We start from the raw sequence: 15298 nt of genomic DNA, 5'->3' as shown, positions 1-15298 counted from the left end.
GTTGGGTGTCCCAAGCAAACAGCAACGGGGCATCAGATAACTTAAACAGGAGACCACGAAATGTACGCTGCCAACTCTTCCAACCGCTTCGTTAATGCCGCTCTTTCAGTGGTCATCTCGGCCAGCTTCTTTGCTTACGCCATCATCCCCGCCAGCCCGACCCTGATGGCCTGAGCCCAATTCAAACACCCCAATTGGAGACAATTTATGTTTAGCAATGACACCGGATTTCGCCTCGTCTCTGCCGCTTTGTCAGTGATCGTTTCAGCCTCGTTCTTTGCCTATGCGATCATCCCTGCAAGCCCGGCTTTGATGGCCTGAGCTAACCTCACTCACCCTCGCACTTAAGGAAATCAAACCCATGTATTCGTTTTTTAACTTCACCACTGAGGCAGGCGCAAAGATCGCCGCTTTGGGAAGCGCGGTGCTTTTGTCAGCTGTGTTGATGGCAACAGCAATTGTGCCTGCCAGCCCCGCCAACCCGTTTTTCACAGGAGTGATGGCATGAGCAATCTAACTCCCAAAAACAATCGTGGCGGTGGCCTTCGCCTTGATAAGCCCAACGGTAAGATTATGGGTGTGTGTTCTGGCATTGCCAATGCAACGGACATCGACACCGCGATCATCCGGGTCGGCTTTGTCCTTGGCGCATTGGTGAGCTTTGGAACCGCCGCGCTGATTTATCTCGCCATCGGCCTGATCGCTGATTGATGGACGCGGCATCCAAAAGCTGACCCCGGTTAGCGGGCCAGCCGCGTCCGACACATTCAAACAACCGGGAAGGGGCCATCACGGCCCCTTTTTCGTGGTTCGCATGCGTTTCGAACCTACATCGCCGATATGCCGCCATCCAGCTTGATCTCTGCACCGGTCATAAACCGGCTTTCATCGCTTGCGAGATAAACAACCGCATTGGCGATATCATTGGGTTCGCCCACAAATTTGAGCGGGATTTGGCGAGCGAGTTTTTCAAGCAACACATTCTTATCGAGCTGCGCTGCCTTGGCTGTGCCATCAAGGATCGGCGTATCGACAAAGGTCGGATGCACCGAATTGCAGCGGATCTGCATGTTCATTTTCGCACAATGCAGCGCAATGGATTTGGACAGCATCCAAACGCTCGCTTTGGAGGCGTTGTAAGCGGGCATTGTGTCGCTGGCGATCAGGCCTGCAATGCTGGAAATGTTCACAATGGAGCCCGGCGCATGTTCGCGCATCAGGGGTAGGGCCTTTTGACAGCCGTGAAAGATTGAGTTGACGTTGATGTCAAAGCAGCGGTTCCAGTCCTCGAACGTGCAGGTTTCGATATTGCCTGCAACACCGATGCCGGCATTGTTGACGAGCACATTGAGCCCGCCCAAATGCTCGCGCGCGGCATCCACTGCGGCTTCCCATGCGGCGGGATCGGTGACGTCATGGGCAATGCCAAACGCGGTGCCATCGCCCATTTCGGCATTGATGATCGCGGCGGTTTCTGCGGCCCCATAGCCATTGATATCGGTCGCAAGAACCCGCGCGCCTTCTTGCGCCAGGCGAATGCAATGTGCGCGGCCCAACCCCTGCGCGCCGCCTGTTACGAGTGCGAGCTTGCCTTTACAGCGTTCAGTCATTGGCCGTGTTCTCCCAAAATTCAGCAATTTAGATAATTCAAAAACAGCGCGATGCGCACATCGACCCCGTGCCCGGCGTTGCGCCATTCGGCCACAAATCGTGCCACATCGGTCAATGCGATGCGATGCACAACGATGTTCTCATCTTCCAACCCGCCGCCTTCGCTGACTTTTGAAAGGTTCGTGGCGCGCAGCAAGGTAAAGCATTCCGACACCATCCCAGGCGAGGAATAAAACTCGTCCAGCACCTCAATGGAGCCTGCACGGTATCCAGTTTCCTCTTCCAGCTCGCGCGCGGCGGCGGATAAAGCCTCTTCGCCCTCATGCCCCTCGGTATCGCCGACAAGGCCTGCGGGCACTTCCAGGCAAAATTTGGAAAGCGGTACCCGGTATTGGCTCACCAGAATGACATGGCGTGTGCCATCGTCATCTTCGTCAATCGCAAGAATGGCGGCGGCGCGAATGCCGCGCGCACGTCCGACATACTCCCACCGGCCGCGCGTTTTGGCGGTGATGAATTTGCCTTCCCACCGGGTTTCCTCCGGCAGGTCAGCGTCGCGGTCGCGGATCATTTGGGTGTTGTCCATGGGCGCCTTTCGTTTGAACGCGGCCCTATACCTCGATTAGGCGATCGGGAAGCTCGTTTTCGTCATCTTCCTCGCGCGGGAAATGCTGCGACAAGACAAAGCCGACATCGCGCACGCCCACGGCCATGCCTTGCGCAATCCGCCCAGCGCGAATTTCATCGAGCATTTCCGCCATCGCCTCACCCCACACTTCGGCTGGGACCAATGCTGCGATGGGTTCATCTGCGATAATCTCGGCCCGATGTTCGCGCATGGACAGGTAGATAAGCACGCCGGTTCGGCCATGCGTGCGCCGTTCTGCGCCGACTTTGAAATGCTTGATCGCCTGCGCATGCACACGCATCGTTTTGGCAGGGGCAGGGATGAGCGCGAATTTGAGCGGCTGCCACATTTGCACAGCCCAAGTGATGGCAAAGGTGATCAGGCCCAGCGCAATCGTCATGCTGGCAATTTCGCCCGTGCTCCAATCATGCGCCCAGCCGCCCCACAAGCCATCATAAAAACCGAGGAACGGCTGAGGAAAGGCTGCAAATACGCTCATCGCGGTAAAAGCGAGCGCTGCGGCCCACAGCAATGCGACATCGGTGTAGCCATCCGAGCGGTCAGCAAGAACAGTGAGGATTTCTCCCGAAGTACCCAGCTCCGCTTCGCCCACGGCATCGGAGACGATCTTGTGTTCAGCCTCATTCAAATAGGCCATGCGCTACCATCCCCCCGAGGCGCCGCCGCCCCCGAATGAGCCGCCACCACCGGAGAAACCGCCGCCTCCGCCAAAGCCGCCTCCGCCGCCCCAGCCGCCGCCGCGACCGCCGCCCATTGCGCCGCGAACGACTGCGCTGCCCACTTCCCAAAGGATAATGTCGCGCGCTGTTCGGCCCCAGCCATCATCATCGTCATCCCAATCATCATCGTCATCATCGCGTCTTTTGCCCCACGGCCCCTTGCGGCGTTTTCTGTATTTGCGCCGCCGCTTGCCACCGCGCATCATGGGCAGGATGATGAAAAAGAACATGAAGCCCAGCCAGATGAGGGCGCCAACCGGAACTCCGCCGGAACTTTCGCGCGACTGCTGCGAGGCGCTGGCTTCCTGAGCAATGCGCGCTGCCTCGTCCGGGGCAAGCTGCAATTGGGCGATGATCGCATCGGCGCCCGCCGCGATACCGCCGGGGTAGTCATCACTGCGAAAGCGCGGGAGAATCTCGTTTTGAATGATAAGCGAGGACACCGCATCAGTCAGCGTCCCTTCAAGACCATAGCCTGCCTCAATCCGCACGCGGCGTTCTGATGGTGCGACCAGCAGGATCGCGCCATCATTGCGGTCAGCATCACCAATCCCCCATTCGCGGCCCAATTGATAGGTGAAAGTCTGCTCGTCATACCCCTGCAAATCGGGCACAGTTACAACCACCAATTGGCGCTGCGTCTGGGTTTCAAGCGCTTCGAGCTGAGCGGTCAGCTGCGCTTCGAGGTCAGCAGGGATGATATCCGCATTATCAACCACGCGTCCGGTGAGCGGCGGGAAATCCTGCGCGGCAAGGGGCGCTGCGATGAGCGCAAATAGCGCGGCAAAGAGCAAAGCGATACGTTTCACGCAGCTTCTTTCAAACCGGCGGGTGTAACCTCTGTGATCAACAGATCGACCCCTTTATCAATCCCGGTTTCGTAATCACTTCTGCGAAAAGCTGGCAAAATACCGTCTTGGATAATCTGGCCTGCTTCTTCGTCTTTGATCGAAGCTCCCAATCCATTTCCCACTTCGATGCGCACGCGTCTTTCATTGGGAGCTACCAGCAAGAGCACGCCATCGTTTCGCTCTGCGCTGCCAACGCCCCAATCTCTCGCCAGTTCGAGCGAGTAGTCTTCGATTGTATGGCCTCTTAGATCGGGCGTTGTCGCGACAACCAATTGCACGAGCGTCTCTTTCTCCAATTGTTCAAGCTTATCGGTCAACTTGTCTTCGAATTCGGGAGACAAGATGCGCGCTTCATCAACAACGCGTCCTGAAAGCTTGAGCGCAGGCATTTCTTGCCCGCTTTCCGAATTGCCAACAGCGCAGGCGGTCAGAGCTAACGCTGAAAGCAGGGCAAAGATTGTGGCGTGCATGCGCGTTTAGTCTGATGTCAAATCAAGCTCCGGCGCCTCTTCCGCGCCTTCAGTCGTCGCTGTGTAGGGCGCAAGCGGCTCTGCGCCGTGGATGACATTTGCGCCAATTGTATCGGGGAAAGTGCGGATGGTGGTGTTATACTTGCGCACCGCCTCGTTATAGTCGCGCAACGCGACCGCAATCCGGTTTTCGGTACCCTCAAGCTGGCTTTGCAGCGTGATGTACCCTTGCGTTGACGTGATCTGCGGATAGGCTTCAAAGCTGGCGAGAAGACGGCCAATGCCCTGGCTCATTTGCGCTTGCGCTGCGGCATATTCCTCCATTTTCGCCTCATCGCCCAGATCATCAGCCGATACCTGAACGCTGGTCGCCTTGGCGCGCGCTTCGGTCACTTCGGTGAGGATGTTGCGCTCATTTTCCGCAGCACCTTTGGCAACTTCTGCGAGGTTGGGAATAAGGTTTGCCCGCCGTTGAAACTGCGCTTCGACATCGGCCCATTTCGCTTTCGCTTCTTCTTCGGCCGCGGGTACAGAGTTGATGCCGCAGGCAGCCAGACTGAGAGAGACAGCGGCGATCACGGCGCCGCGTCCGAATTTGCGCAAGTTCATGGTGGTTCCTCCAAATGGCGCGCCAGCATTCGGCACTGCCTGTAAATTCCTGTATTGTGGATATAGCACACCGCCGCGCCCTTTCAAGCGCGCTAGAAGCTTGGTAAGGGGACGTCACCGCGCAACAATTGCGCGAGCACGGGTATGCAATACGGGGATCACTATGCTTACAGAATTCAAGGATTTTATTGCCAAGGGCAATGTCATGGAATTGGCCGTCGCGGTTATCATCGCGGGCGCTTTTGCGGTTATCGTGGCTTCGCTGACAGACGATATGATTATGCCGATTGTGGGCATGATTTTTGGCGATGTGGACTTTTCCAGTAAATACACCGTGCTTTCGGGTGCGGAATTGATCGAGCCTGGCATGAGCCTTGAAGCGGCGCGCGAAGCGGGCGCGAATGTGCTGGCATGGGGCGCATTTGTCACTTCGATCATCAACTTTATCATCCTCGCTTTCATCATCTTCATGCTGGTGCGCTATGCGACGAAAATTCAGGAACGCTATGAAAAGCCTGCTGAAGAAGAGGATGCAGGCCCGACCGAAATCGAGCTGCTGACCGAAATTCGCGATGCGCTGAAAAAGTAACTGGTACGGGCGAAACTGCCCGGTGCACCGGTTTCACTTCACATTAAGCGGGCAGGGCCTATATAGGTCTTGCCCGCTTTTTTGTGGGCTATGGCGATAAAGTGCAGCGTTCAATAGGCACAACGGACCCGGGGGCAGTACCCGGCGTCTCCACCATAACTCCCGTTTTGCGGGGCTTTTGACGGGGGCGAACTAGGATCGACGTGGGCTGAAAAGCGGTGTTTTTGCCCGGGCTGAAAACCCCGTAAAACTGTTCAAAACCTATAAGTGCAAACGATAACGAAGCACTCGCAGTTGCAGCGTAATGTGACGGCCTAACGGCCTGAATTTACAAAGCTAAAGCGCGGTTGGACCCACCGGGCAACAGAAGCGGATTCCGGGGCTCCGGGGGTAGCTAGCAACAGAAACCCCCACTATCCTTGCTTTAAAATACCCATTTAGCATTTCTTCAATCAATTGTTTGAAAAACAGATGGCTGGCCCGTCCAGCGGCAAGGCTTATTCATCAATCGTACACAGGCATTTGATGATCGTGTGAACACTGGTGTATTTGGAGGGTGAAAAGTCTTGCGATTTATAACGTCTGCCTTGTCTGCTTGTGTCGCCGTCAGTCTTCCATTGGGTTCACCCGCGGCGGCTGAAACGTATGAATCGTACATCGCTCGCCTGAAGGACATTTGCGAGGTCGATTGCCTCCAGCCTCGCGACTTTCAGCGCAAGGCGCGCAAACAGGGCGCCAGGAATGAAAGCGACATGGCGATCATCATGGACGTTGCCTATGTGACCCGAGTGGGTGACACATATCAACTGCACAACCTCGACCGCGAAAGCTCCTATTTTGATGATCTTCAGCTGCTTGGCTCAGCCGGGATCAACACGTCGAGGCGCAATGGTATTGGCGGCCTGCCGCGAGGGCGTTCCAACCCGGTGCATCCTGATCTCATCATTATCGAAATGGATGAGGCAACCGTGCGCGAATTGTTAGGATTGCGGCCCACTCCTGCCAGCGAGACAAGTGGCAGCAAAGTGAGGATTGGCTCGGCCAAAGATGACGGCATCATTGTCGAAGGGGAAACCGGCAAAGATGGTAAGAAGGTCTCAAAAATAGATTTCCGCTCAATGATGCGGGGACGCCGCGTCGTTGTGCGCGGTACGCCCCGCTTACAAGCCGTCTGGCTAGGTGCGCGCTTGGATCAGCGCCGCAAACAAGTGACACTCGAATTGCGCGATGCCGATGATCTGGTTCTGCTGCCCCGATATGACGATGACGGCAAACCGCTGAAAGAAGACTTGGCGACCTTTGTCACAGACAGAACCGAACAGGCCGATTAGACGAAAACCCCGCGCGACGTGGGCAAGCACGTCCGCCGCATCCGCTTTAACAGATCCTTACCGAATACCACCTAAGCTCGCGACATGACTAAAAAGTGCCTCGCTTGCGGTGCCATTGTCACCAAAATCTTTGATCCGTGCTCAGAATGCGGAACGCGGCCAACTGAGCCAGATCTGCGCAAAGGCATGAGCCAGGAGCAGTACGATCGTATTTATGGTCGGCACGATCTGATGATGTCGATTGCTGACCGAGGCAAAGCCGCGCAGGGTCTAAAGCAGGATCTCGTTACAGAAGTCCCGATGCTATATGGCCAACCCTCGTGGGCCATGCCCGATGAAGTCATCAACAAAGCCCATCAGACCGATATGTTGAAAAAGAACGGCGGCGGCATTTCAAAGCAGCGCTTGTATGACAAGCCGCATCGGACAAAGACAGAAATTGCGTTTCTGTGGTACTTCATCATAGCGGTCGCATATTCGATGCTACAGCTTTTAGATTTAGCCCTGTCTTAGATGACGTCTTAGGCGACACAAAGGTGCAGTCCTAAGCTTTCGCCTTATCTGCCTTAAGCTGCGCCAGTTCTTTTTGTGCCTTGAGCCCATCCAAAATCGCCGCGCCGCCCAAAAACACGGCTCCGCTGGCAGCCCAGAACAGCAATTGCCCACCAATGCCTGGATATTCGGTAAGGTAGCTCGCCCCGCGGTTCATCGCGCCCAATGCAAGCGCAAAGATAATCACAAAGGCTTCGAACCTATTCTTGATTACGAACAGCCTTGAGATTTTGCGTAGCATAATGTCTCCGTTAGCATTTAACACAGCAAAGCCCATGCCAAGCGCGCAAATGCGCGGGGCCGAGTGGTTAACGATTTTACAAGTGTAAACCCAGGCGACGCCCGCGTGCAACCGGGTTAACCTTGATTAAGCAAGGCTGTGCAGATCGAGCGCTTCCAGAAGCGCCGCGCGTGCGGCAATAACGGACTTTGCCAGCGCCTCGGAACCCAAGTCGGCAGGGTCGATCTGTTCGGGCCAGGTCGCCGCGATGACAGCTTCGATCTGATCAGCCTTTGCCTCATCCAGCAAAAAGCGCGGATCAACCGTCGCAGGATCGCACACCACGCGCAAGCGCAGGCAGGCCGGCCCGCCGCCATTGGCCATGGATTGGCGGACATCGACAGGAATGACATCGCGAATGGGGCCGTTGGATGCCAGCATACTTTCGCACCATGCCCACACGCTGGCGCTTTCGTGGCATTCCTCGGGCACGATCAAGGCCATCGATCCATCAGGCAAAGTGAGCAATTGCGCGTTGAACAGATATGTCTTGATCGCCTCTTTCAGACTGACAGCGGCGCTGGGCACTTCGACCACTTCCAAGGCCGGAAAAGCAGCGCGCATGGCGTCATAAGCGCCTGATTGATCGGCAAACGCTTCGGCATGGGTGAACAGCACACGTTCATTGGCAACCGCGACCACATCATTGTGAAACGCGCCGGCTTCGATTGCTGCGGGGTTTTGCTCGATGAAGACACACCGCGCTGGATCAAGCCCGTGCGCGCGCGCAACAAGGCGGCTGGCCTGCTCGTGTTGGCGCGCGGGAAAAGCGCCGCCGGGCCGGCCATAGACGAACACTTCCACGCCTTTGCTGGCATGCCCATCGCAAAGGCGCATATGGTTTGCCGCGCCTTCATCGCCAAAGCTGGGCGGTGCTGCATCATGAACGGCGAAATGATCGGCATTGCCAAACGCAATGTCCAATTGCCGCTTGGTTTCGGGCCATTCCTGGGCGCGGTGAAGCATAGAGACGAGATTGGCCGGGGTCAGATGGCACTTCCCATCGCGCGTGTCAGGCGCGGGCGAAACTGTGGCGGCGTTGGCTGTCCACATGCTTGAGGCTGACCAAGGCGCTGCCTGCAATTGCGGCGGGGCCGATTCATCGAGAGCTAAACTGGATTGCAGGGCGCTGTTGGGACGAGGCAGCGGCAGGAGAAACCCTTGCACGCCCAGACGGTCCAGATTGCCGCGCATTTTCGCGACGCCCTGAAGCGCGGCGGCGCGGGGGTATGATGGATCGCCCTTGTGGCTCGCGCTTGCCAGATTGCCTAGGCTGAGGCCTGCGTAATTGTGGCTGGGTCCGACAATACCGTCGAAATTGATCTCCATGACGCTCATCGAGCCACACTCCACACAGTATCGCCTTTGCTGACATCGAGAATATCGGCGGACTGCGCATCAATCGCGACGCCGCCATCACCATCCAATGTGCGTGCGCCGAAGCAGGCTCTGAAATCGGCCAATTTCCCGGTTGCCAAAATAGCGCGTTCTCCCTCGCTTGCATCCATAGAAGTGAGGGTCGCCGAAACGCTGTTCTTGACGCTTGTCACATCGTCTGTGCGCGCGATCATGCTCGGCCCGCCATCAAAAATGTCGACATAGCCTTCATAGCGAAACCCTTCGTTCTCGAGCATCCGCATCGCGGCGCGTCCCGTGGGGTGGGGGACGCCGATAACGCTGCGGGCATCATCGCTTAGCATCGCGACATATACGGGATGTTTGGGCATCAGGTCAGCGATAAATTGGTTGCCATTGATGGCATTGAAGTAATCCGCTTCCTGAAAATTCATCCCGAAAAAGCGCCCGGCAACCCCGTCCCAAAAAGGCGACCCGCCGCGTTCATCTATAATGCCGCGCAGTTCTGCGAGGATTTTGTCAGCAAAGCGTTTGCGGTGCATCGCGACAAACAAATAGCGCGACCGGGCAAGCAGCAGGCCCAGACCCCCAGCACGCTCATTGGGGTGAAGGAACAACCCGCCCACTTCGCTCGATCCCTCAAGATCGGTCGTCAGGCTGAGCAATTCAGCGCGCACCGTTCGGTCCAGTTCCTGGCTGTATTGGGTGAGAGTGTTGAGCCTGTAGGAATAAAACGGCCATTGCTGTCCCACCATCGCCATCAACTGGCAGGTGCCGCGCACAACTCCTGTTTCACGGTTTTCCAGTACGAGCACAAATTGCTCATCGGCAAGGCCGTCTTCCTCGCGCGCAAATGCGTTTGCAGCGCGTTCCAGCTTTTCGCCCAAAGCTTTGCGATCGGCAGGCAGATTGGTGAAGCCGCCGCCTGTCAGCTTTGCCATTTCGTAAAGATGCTCAAGATCACCCGGTTGGGCTGCGCGCAGGCGAAAGCTCATATCTGATCCCCTTCAAGCGCCCCTAGCGCCAATTTTTCTATCACGCGCGCCGACAAAGCTGCACGTTCGGCAAGGCTGGGCACGATCATAAATTCTTGCGGGGAATGGATGGCGCCCCCACGCACGCCCATCGTGTCCACCACGGGCACCCCGCAAGCGGCGATATTGTTGCCATCGCACACACCGCCTGTTGATTTCCACTTGATGTCTTGTCCTAGTTCGGCCCCGCATTCCTTGACGAGATCGAACAGGCGCTGGGCCTGTGCATCGACGGGTTTGGGCGGGCGAGTGACGCCGCCGTGCCGGGCAATGGCTACATCATGCTCCGTTTCAATAGCGGCGATAAGGCTATTCAAATCGCTGTCAAACCCTTCCATTGCCGAGGTGCTTTTTGGGCGGATATTGAAACGCAAAACGGCATGGTCGGGCACGACATTGTTGGGCCCGCCACCTTCGAGTTTCGCCGGGTTGATGGTGATATCATCGCGCTCCATCTTTTTCAGCCTCACAATCATCTCGGCTGCTGCGACCAATGCGTTGCGCCCGTCTTGCGGATTGCGGCCTGCATGGGCGGATTGGCCAGTAAACGTGATTGCATAATTGCCCGTGCCCCCGCGCGCATGAGCCAAAGTGCCATCGGGCAGGGCTGCCGGTTCATAAGTGAGCGCAGCCAGTTTGCCGCGCGCCATATCGGCAATCAGCGCTGAACTGGCGAGCGATCCAGTCTCTTCGTCCGAGTTGATCAACACATCATAGCCCAGCGATTGTGACGCGCTGCTATTCTCGAACGCCATCAACGCGTGCAAGATCACCGCGATCCCGCCCTTCATATCGGCAACGCCGGGACCGTTCAGCGTCTCATCGTCGAGCCATTTCTGATCCTGAAACGCATGATCCTTGGGGAAAACCGTATCCATATGGCCAGTAAGGATGATCCGCCGATTGGCGCCCGGGCGAACGCGCAGCACCAGATGTTTGCCATTTTGCTTGGCAAATTCGCTGCCATCGCTTGCAATTGCGGTGACGGGGGCGGGCTCTACCAGCTCCACTTCGCCCGGAAGCATGGCAAAGGCATCGGTGAGAGCCTCAGCCTGTTGAGCGAGCCCTTCAATATGCCCGCTGCCCGTGTTGATCGCGCTCCATTGCTGGACCTGATCCAGCATTGCGCCTGCGTTAAAATCGTTTGCTGTCATGATTGTCATACGCACACCCGTCTAGCCGCGAGACAGCTTTGATCCAACCCATTGCATCGAATCAAAGCCTGTCTCATAGCGCGGCCAAGCTTTCTCCTCCCCAGGCTCTTTAATTTTGGACTGTATGAGGACCCCTATGACCAATATGATTTCGCGCGGCGGCCTTTCTGTTGACGAACGGCTCGCGGCTTTTCTGGATACTGAGGTTCTTGGACCGCTTGGCCGGGATAAGGATGCCTTCTGGCAAGGTTTTGGCGCGCTGGTTGCCCGGTTTGCACCGCGCAATGCTCAATTGCTTGCCAAGCGCGAAACTCTCCAGGCGCAAATCGATGATTGGCACATCGCAAGGGCCGGAAAGCCGCATGATGCTGCCGAATATCAGGCCTTTCTTCGGGAGATAGGCTATCTGGTGCCAGAGCCAGAGGCTTTTCAGATCGGTACGCAAAATGTCGATGCCGAGATTGCAACGATGGCTGGCCCGCAATTGGTGGTGCCGATCCTGAATGCGCGTTTCCTGCTTAACGCAGCCAATGCGCGCTGGGGCAGTTTGTACGATGCTTTTTATGGCACCGATGCGCTGGATGCTCCGCCGGCAAAGCCCGGCGGTTATGACACCGCACGCGGCAACGCTGTAATCGCGCGCGGGCGGCAATTCCTTGATGAGGCATTGCCTCTGGTCGATCAGAGCTGGGCTGATCTGGCGAATGAGAATGATGGCAAACTGCGTGATGAAAGCCAGTATGTCGGCAAGACTGCCAAGGGCTTAATGTTCAAGAACAACGGACTGCATCTCGAAGTGGTTTTCGACCGTGACCATCCCGTTGGCAAAGACGACAAAGCGGGCATTGCTGACATCATAGTAGAATCCGCGCTCACAACGATTGCCGATTGCGAAGATTCGGTCGCCGCTGTCGATGCAGAGGATAAACTGCTCGCTTACACCAATTGGCTCGGCATTATTCGCGGTGATCTCCAGGAGAGCTTTGAAAAGGGCGGAAAGACGCTCACTCGCCAATTGAACGGCGACAAGGCCTATACCGACCGCGATGGCGCCCCGCGCAGCCTCACAGGCCGCAGCGTGATGTTTGTGCGTAATGTCGGGCATTTGATGACCAATCCTGCAATCCTGCTGGCAGATGGTTCGGAAATCCCCGAAGGCATCATGGATGCGGTTTTCACCTCGGCGATCAGTACTCTCGACGTCGAAGGCCATGCCAAATACGGCAATTCCAACCCCAAAAGTGGTCAGCGCTCGATCTATATCGTGAAGCCCAAAATGCACGGGCCCGAAGAATGTGCGTTCACCAATGATCTGTTCGACGCGGTCGAAGATTTGCTCACCCTTCCTCGTCATACGATCAAAGTCGGCGTGATGGATGAAGAGCGCCGCACAAGCGCCAACCTTGCCGCTTGCATTCATGCCGTTCGCGACCGGATTGTGTTCATCAACACGGGCTTTCTTGATCGCACGGGCGATGAGATACACACCTCTATGCGGGCTGGCCCCATGATGCGCAAAGGCGCGATGAAGGGATCAGACTGGCTTGGCGCATATGAAGCGCGCAATGTCGCTATCGGTTTGGCGCATGGCCTGTCGGGCACCGCACAAATCGGCAAAGGCATGTGGGCCGCGCCCGATTTGATGGGCGATATGATGGAGCAGAAAATCGGCCATTTGCGCGCTGGGGCTAACACCGCATGGGTGCCGTCGCCAACGGCTGCGACTTTGCATGCATTGCACTATCACGCTGAAAATGTGTTTGATATTCAGTCCACTCTGCCCGAACCCGCCAGCCTTGATGCTCTATTGACCATACCTCTGGCTGAAAACACCAATTGGCCCGAGGATGAACTGCGCGATGAGCTTGATAACAACGCGCAAGGTCTGCTTGGATATGTGGTGCGCTGGATTGATGCCGGGGTTGGCTGTTCCAAAGTGCCGGATATCAACGATGTCGGCCTGATGGAGGACCGCGCGACCTTGCGGATATCCTCGCAACATATGGCCAATTGGTTGCTGCACGGTATCGTCACCGAAGCGCAAGTGATGGATGCACTCACGCGGATGGCGGCGAAGGTCGATGCGCAAAATGCAGGCGATTCGACCTATATCCCGCTGATTGGGAATGAAGACGGCCCTGCATTCAGCGCGGCCAAGGATCTGATTTTCAAGGGGGTGGAGCAGCCATCGGGCTATACCGAGCCGCTTTTGCACCAATGGCGGCAGGTTAAAAAGGCGGGCTAAACCGGCCCAAGCTTGCGCGCCAATTCGACAAATTCGGCAACGCTGACCGTTTCAGCGCGCCGGGTTTCGTCAATGCCAAGCTGCGCCATCGCATCAAGCGCTCCTGTCACCCCTTTCAGGCTTTGCCGCAGCATTTTTCGGCGCTGGCCGAATGCTGCCTGGGTCAGCCGCTCGAGCACTTTGGCTGAAACGCCTGAGGGTGCATCGGACGGGGTCACATGCACAATCGCGCTCATAACCTTGGGCGGCGGGGTAAAGGCGCTGCGATGCACTTTCATCGCAAGCGCAGCTTTCGCGCGCCACTGGGCCAGCACGGCAAGACGGCCATAGGCAGACGTATCGGGATGAGAGGTGATCCGCTGGGCAACCTCCTGCTGAAACATTAGCGTGAGCGAAAGCCATTGCGGCGGCCAGCTGTCTTCGCCCAGCCATTTCACGAACAGGGCCGTGCCCACATTATAGGGCAGGTTCGACGCAATATGGAACGGCTCTCCCTCCATGACGGTGCGATGATCGAGTGCCATCGCATCGCCTTCAATCACACTGAGCTGACCGGGAAAGGCATCGCCCAATTCGGCGAGGGCAGGCAGGCAGCGGGCATCCATCTCTATGGCCGTAACCCGCGCGCCCGCCCGCAACAAAGCGCGCGTCAGCCCGCCGGGACCGGGGCCGATTTCCAGCACCCGTTTGCCGGTAAGATCGCCTGGAATCGCAGCGATCCGGTCAAGCAATTGCTCATCAAGCAGAAAGTTTTGCCCCAGCTTTTTCGAAGCGGACAGGCCATGGCGTTTGATGACCTCGCGAATGGGCGGCAGATCATCCACGCGCGGTGAGGCCTGATCGTGCCGCAGCGCAGGCATCAGCCATACAGATTGCGGCCACCATGGCGCTAGGATCAGCTTTACCCGTGCCCGCAATGTCAAACGCGGTACCGTGATCGGGGGAGGTTCGCACAATCGGCAGGCCCAGCGTCACATTGACGCCTTCATCAAAATCGAGCGCTTTGACAGGGATCAATGCCTGATCGTGATACATGCAAAGCGCCGCATCATAGGTTTCGCGCGCGCGCGCGGTGAACAGCGCATCGCCGGGGACAGGGCCGGTGACATCCAGCCCGTCTGCTTTCAATGCGTCAATGGCGGGCGTGATGATGCGCACTTCCTCATCGCCAAACTGGCCGCTTTCGCCTGCATGGGGGTTCAGCCCTGCTACCGCCAGCCGGGGTTTTTCAATCGCAAAATCGCGCTGCAAAGCGGCGGCGACCACACGGGCTTTGTGGATGATCAATTCAGGTGAGAGCAAAGCGGGCACTTCGGCCAAAGCAACATGCACGGTTAGCGGCACCGCTTTCAGCTGCGGACCTGCCAGCATCATCACCGCATCGAGATACGGTTTACCGCAAGCCTCTGCGAGAAATTCGGTCTGCCCCGGACACGCAAACCCTTCCGACATCAATTGCGCCTTGGCCACAGGCGCGGTCACTATCCCGGATGCGAGGCCCGAGAGCGCAAATTTGGTCGCATAGGTAAGCGATGCCAGCGCAATCTTCGCGCCGCCCGAGACGGGCTTTCCGGGAGTGTAAGGCGCATCCAGCCCTGCCATCACTGGCAAACCAGCATGGATCGCCATGGGCGCTTCGGCTGGTTCTGCAATCGGCACAATCGGGCAATCGAGACCAACCTGCCTTGCTGCATCGCGCAGCACTTCGACCCCGCCAACCGCGAAGAATTCAGGGCAGGGCGCACCTGCTCCTTTCGCCTTTAAGCGCAAATACGCGCCAAGAATAATCTCTGGCCCGATCCCCGCCGGATCACCCAGAGTAATCGCAAGCGGGGGTGTGCCAGTCAT

The 15298-nt window shown here is 57.1% G+C and carries 20 protein-coding genes and 1 other RNA gene; 9 read left to right on the top strand and 12 right to left on the bottom strand.

Features of this window, described 5'->3' with window-relative positions; genetic code table 11:
- Nucleotides 1-60 precede the first annotated feature (60 nt).
- The 4 genes from AC0V6L_RS00810 to AC0V6L_RS00795 are packed head-to-tail and all read left to right on the top strand — an operon-like array spanning nucleotide 61 to nucleotide 711.
- Complete coding sequence (locus AC0V6L_RS00810) at nucleotides 61-174, top strand: enoyl-CoA hydratase (protein ID WP_486152242.1); 114 nt, start codon at nucleotides 61-63, stop codon at nucleotides 172-174.
- A gap of 33 nt (nucleotides 175-207) precedes the next feature.
- Nucleotides 208-321: an enoyl-CoA hydratase gene (locus AC0V6L_RS00805; protein ID WP_486152241.1), complete on the top strand. Its 114-nt coding sequence runs from the start codon at nucleotides 208-210 to the stop codon at nucleotides 319-321.
- Nucleotides 322-361: 40 nt separating this feature from the next.
- Nucleotides 362-508, top strand: coding sequence for a hypothetical protein (locus AC0V6L_RS00800; RefSeq protein ID WP_486152239.1), 147 nt, complete (start codon nucleotides 362-364; stop codon nucleotides 506-508).
- Entirely contained in the window at nucleotides 505-711 is a 207-nt protein-coding gene (locus AC0V6L_RS00795) for a PspC domain-containing protein (RefSeq protein ID WP_486152237.1), read from the top strand. The genes AC0V6L_RS00800 and AC0V6L_RS00795 overlap by 4 nt, the downstream gene beginning before the upstream one ends.
- Nucleotides 712-827: 116 nt before the next feature.
- Here AC0V6L_RS00795 and AC0V6L_RS00790 read toward each other — a convergent pair whose 3' ends face one another.
- The 6 genes from AC0V6L_RS00790 to AC0V6L_RS00765 are packed head-to-tail and all read right to left on the bottom strand — an operon-like array spanning nucleotide 828 to nucleotide 4909.
- Nucleotides 828-1610 carry an SDR family oxidoreductase gene (locus AC0V6L_RS00790; protein ID WP_486152235.1) on the bottom strand — a complete coding sequence of 261 codons (783 nt, stop codon included), beginning with the start codon at nucleotides 1608-1610 and terminating at the stop codon, nucleotides 828-830.
- Between the two features lie 20 nt (nucleotides 1611-1630).
- Nucleotides 1631-2197: an NUDIX hydrolase gene (locus AC0V6L_RS00785; protein WP_486152233.1), complete on the bottom strand. Its 567-nt coding sequence runs from the start codon at nucleotides 2195-2197 to the stop codon at nucleotides 1631-1633.
- A gap of 25 nt (nucleotides 2198-2222) precedes the next feature.
- Nucleotides 2223-2897 carry a TPM domain-containing protein gene (locus tag AC0V6L_RS00780; RefSeq protein ID WP_486147158.1) on the bottom strand — a complete coding sequence of 225 codons (675 nt, stop codon included), beginning with the start codon at nucleotides 2895-2897 and terminating at the stop codon, nucleotides 2223-2225.
- 3 nt (nucleotides 2898-2900) lie between these two features.
- A complete protein-coding gene (locus AC0V6L_RS00775) occupies nucleotides 2901-3788 on the bottom strand; it encodes a TPM domain-containing protein (RefSeq protein ID WP_486152231.1) in 888 nt (295 codons plus the stop codon).
- Nucleotides 3785-4300, bottom strand: coding sequence for a TPM domain-containing protein (locus AC0V6L_RS00770; RefSeq protein WP_486152229.1), 516 nt, complete (start codon nucleotides 4298-4300; stop codon nucleotides 3785-3787). The genes AC0V6L_RS00775 and AC0V6L_RS00770 overlap by 4 nt, the downstream gene beginning before the upstream one ends.
- Nucleotides 4301-4306: 6 nt before the next feature.
- Nucleotides 4307-4909 carry a LemA family protein gene (locus AC0V6L_RS00765; protein WP_486152227.1) on the bottom strand — a complete coding sequence of 201 codons (603 nt, stop codon included), beginning with the start codon at nucleotides 4907-4909 and terminating at the stop codon, nucleotides 4307-4309.
- 163 nt (nucleotides 4910-5072) lie between these two features.
- Here AC0V6L_RS00765 and mscL point away from each other — a divergent pair, with 163 nt between their 5' ends.
- From mscL to AC0V6L_RS00745, 4 genes are all read left to right on the top strand, one after another.
- Nucleotides 5073-5498 carry a large conductance mechanosensitive channel protein MscL gene (mscL, locus tag AC0V6L_RS00760; protein ID WP_486147150.1) on the top strand — a complete coding sequence of 142 codons (426 nt, stop codon included), beginning with the start codon at nucleotides 5073-5075 and terminating at the stop codon, nucleotides 5496-5498.
- Nucleotides 5499-5531: 33 nt separating this feature from the next.
- Nucleotides 5532-5876: a transfer-messenger RNA gene (ssrA, locus tag AC0V6L_RS00755) on the top strand.
- 374 nt (nucleotides 5877-6250) lie between these two features.
- Nucleotides 6251-6829: a hypothetical protein gene (locus AC0V6L_RS00750; RefSeq protein WP_486152225.1), complete on the top strand. Its 579-nt coding sequence runs from the start codon at nucleotides 6251-6253 to the stop codon at nucleotides 6827-6829.
- 84 nt (nucleotides 6830-6913) lie between these two features.
- A complete protein-coding gene (locus AC0V6L_RS00745) occupies nucleotides 6914-7342 on the top strand; it encodes a hypothetical protein (protein ID WP_486152223.1) in 429 nt (142 codons plus the stop codon).
- A gap of 31 nt (nucleotides 7343-7373) precedes the next feature.
- Here AC0V6L_RS00745 and AC0V6L_RS00740 read toward each other — a convergent pair whose 3' ends face one another.
- The 4 genes from AC0V6L_RS00740 to AC0V6L_RS00725 form a co-directional block, all read right to left on the bottom strand.
- Nucleotides 7374-7622: a hypothetical protein gene (locus AC0V6L_RS00740; protein WP_486152221.1), complete on the bottom strand. Its 249-nt coding sequence runs from the start codon at nucleotides 7620-7622 to the stop codon at nucleotides 7374-7376.
- A gap of 126 nt (nucleotides 7623-7748) precedes the next feature.
- Nucleotides 7749-8999 carry an N-succinylarginine dihydrolase gene (locus AC0V6L_RS00735; RefSeq protein WP_486152219.1) on the bottom strand — a complete coding sequence of 417 codons (1251 nt, stop codon included), beginning with the start codon at nucleotides 8997-8999 and terminating at the stop codon, nucleotides 7749-7751.
- Nucleotides 8996-10012, bottom strand: a complete 1017-nt coding sequence (locus AC0V6L_RS00730; protein ID WP_486152217.1) for an arginine N-succinyltransferase — start codon at nucleotides 10010-10012, stop codon at nucleotides 8996-8998. The genes AC0V6L_RS00735 and AC0V6L_RS00730 overlap by 4 nt, the downstream gene beginning before the upstream one ends.
- Nucleotides 10009-11214: a hydrolase gene (locus AC0V6L_RS00725; RefSeq protein WP_486152215.1), complete on the bottom strand. Its 1206-nt coding sequence runs from the start codon at nucleotides 11212-11214 to the stop codon at nucleotides 10009-10011. Before AC0V6L_RS00725 ends, AC0V6L_RS00730 begins: the two co-directional genes overlap by 4 nt.
- A 127-nt stretch (nucleotides 11215-11341) precedes the next feature.
- Between AC0V6L_RS00725 and AC0V6L_RS00720 the strand changes: the two genes are divergently transcribed.
- Nucleotides 11342-13450, top strand: a complete 2109-nt coding sequence (locus tag AC0V6L_RS00720; RefSeq protein WP_486152213.1) for a malate synthase G — start codon at nucleotides 11342-11344, stop codon at nucleotides 13448-13450.
- Here the strand turns inward: AC0V6L_RS00720 and rsmA are convergent.
- Together rsmA and pdxA are read right to left on the bottom strand one after the other, a co-directional pair.
- Nucleotides 13447-14274 (bottom strand): 16S rRNA (adenine(1518)-N(6)/adenine(1519)-N(6))-dimethyltransferase RsmA, encoded by an 828-nt coding sequence (rsmA, locus tag AC0V6L_RS00715; RefSeq protein WP_486152211.1) that lies wholly within the window; start codon nucleotides 14272-14274, stop codon nucleotides 13447-13449. The genes AC0V6L_RS00720 and rsmA overlap by 4 nt on opposite strands.
- A complete protein-coding gene (gene pdxA, locus AC0V6L_RS00710) occupies nucleotides 14267-15298 on the bottom strand; it encodes a 4-hydroxythreonine-4-phosphate dehydrogenase PdxA (protein ID WP_486152209.1) in 1032 nt (343 codons plus the stop codon). Before pdxA ends, rsmA begins: the two co-directional genes overlap by 8 nt.

It is taken from the genome of Erythrobacter sp. JB1-15, assembly GCF_057365035.1.
The sequence above is the reverse complement of the archived record's forward strand: the minus strand, read 5'-3'. Positions and strand labels throughout refer to the sequence as shown.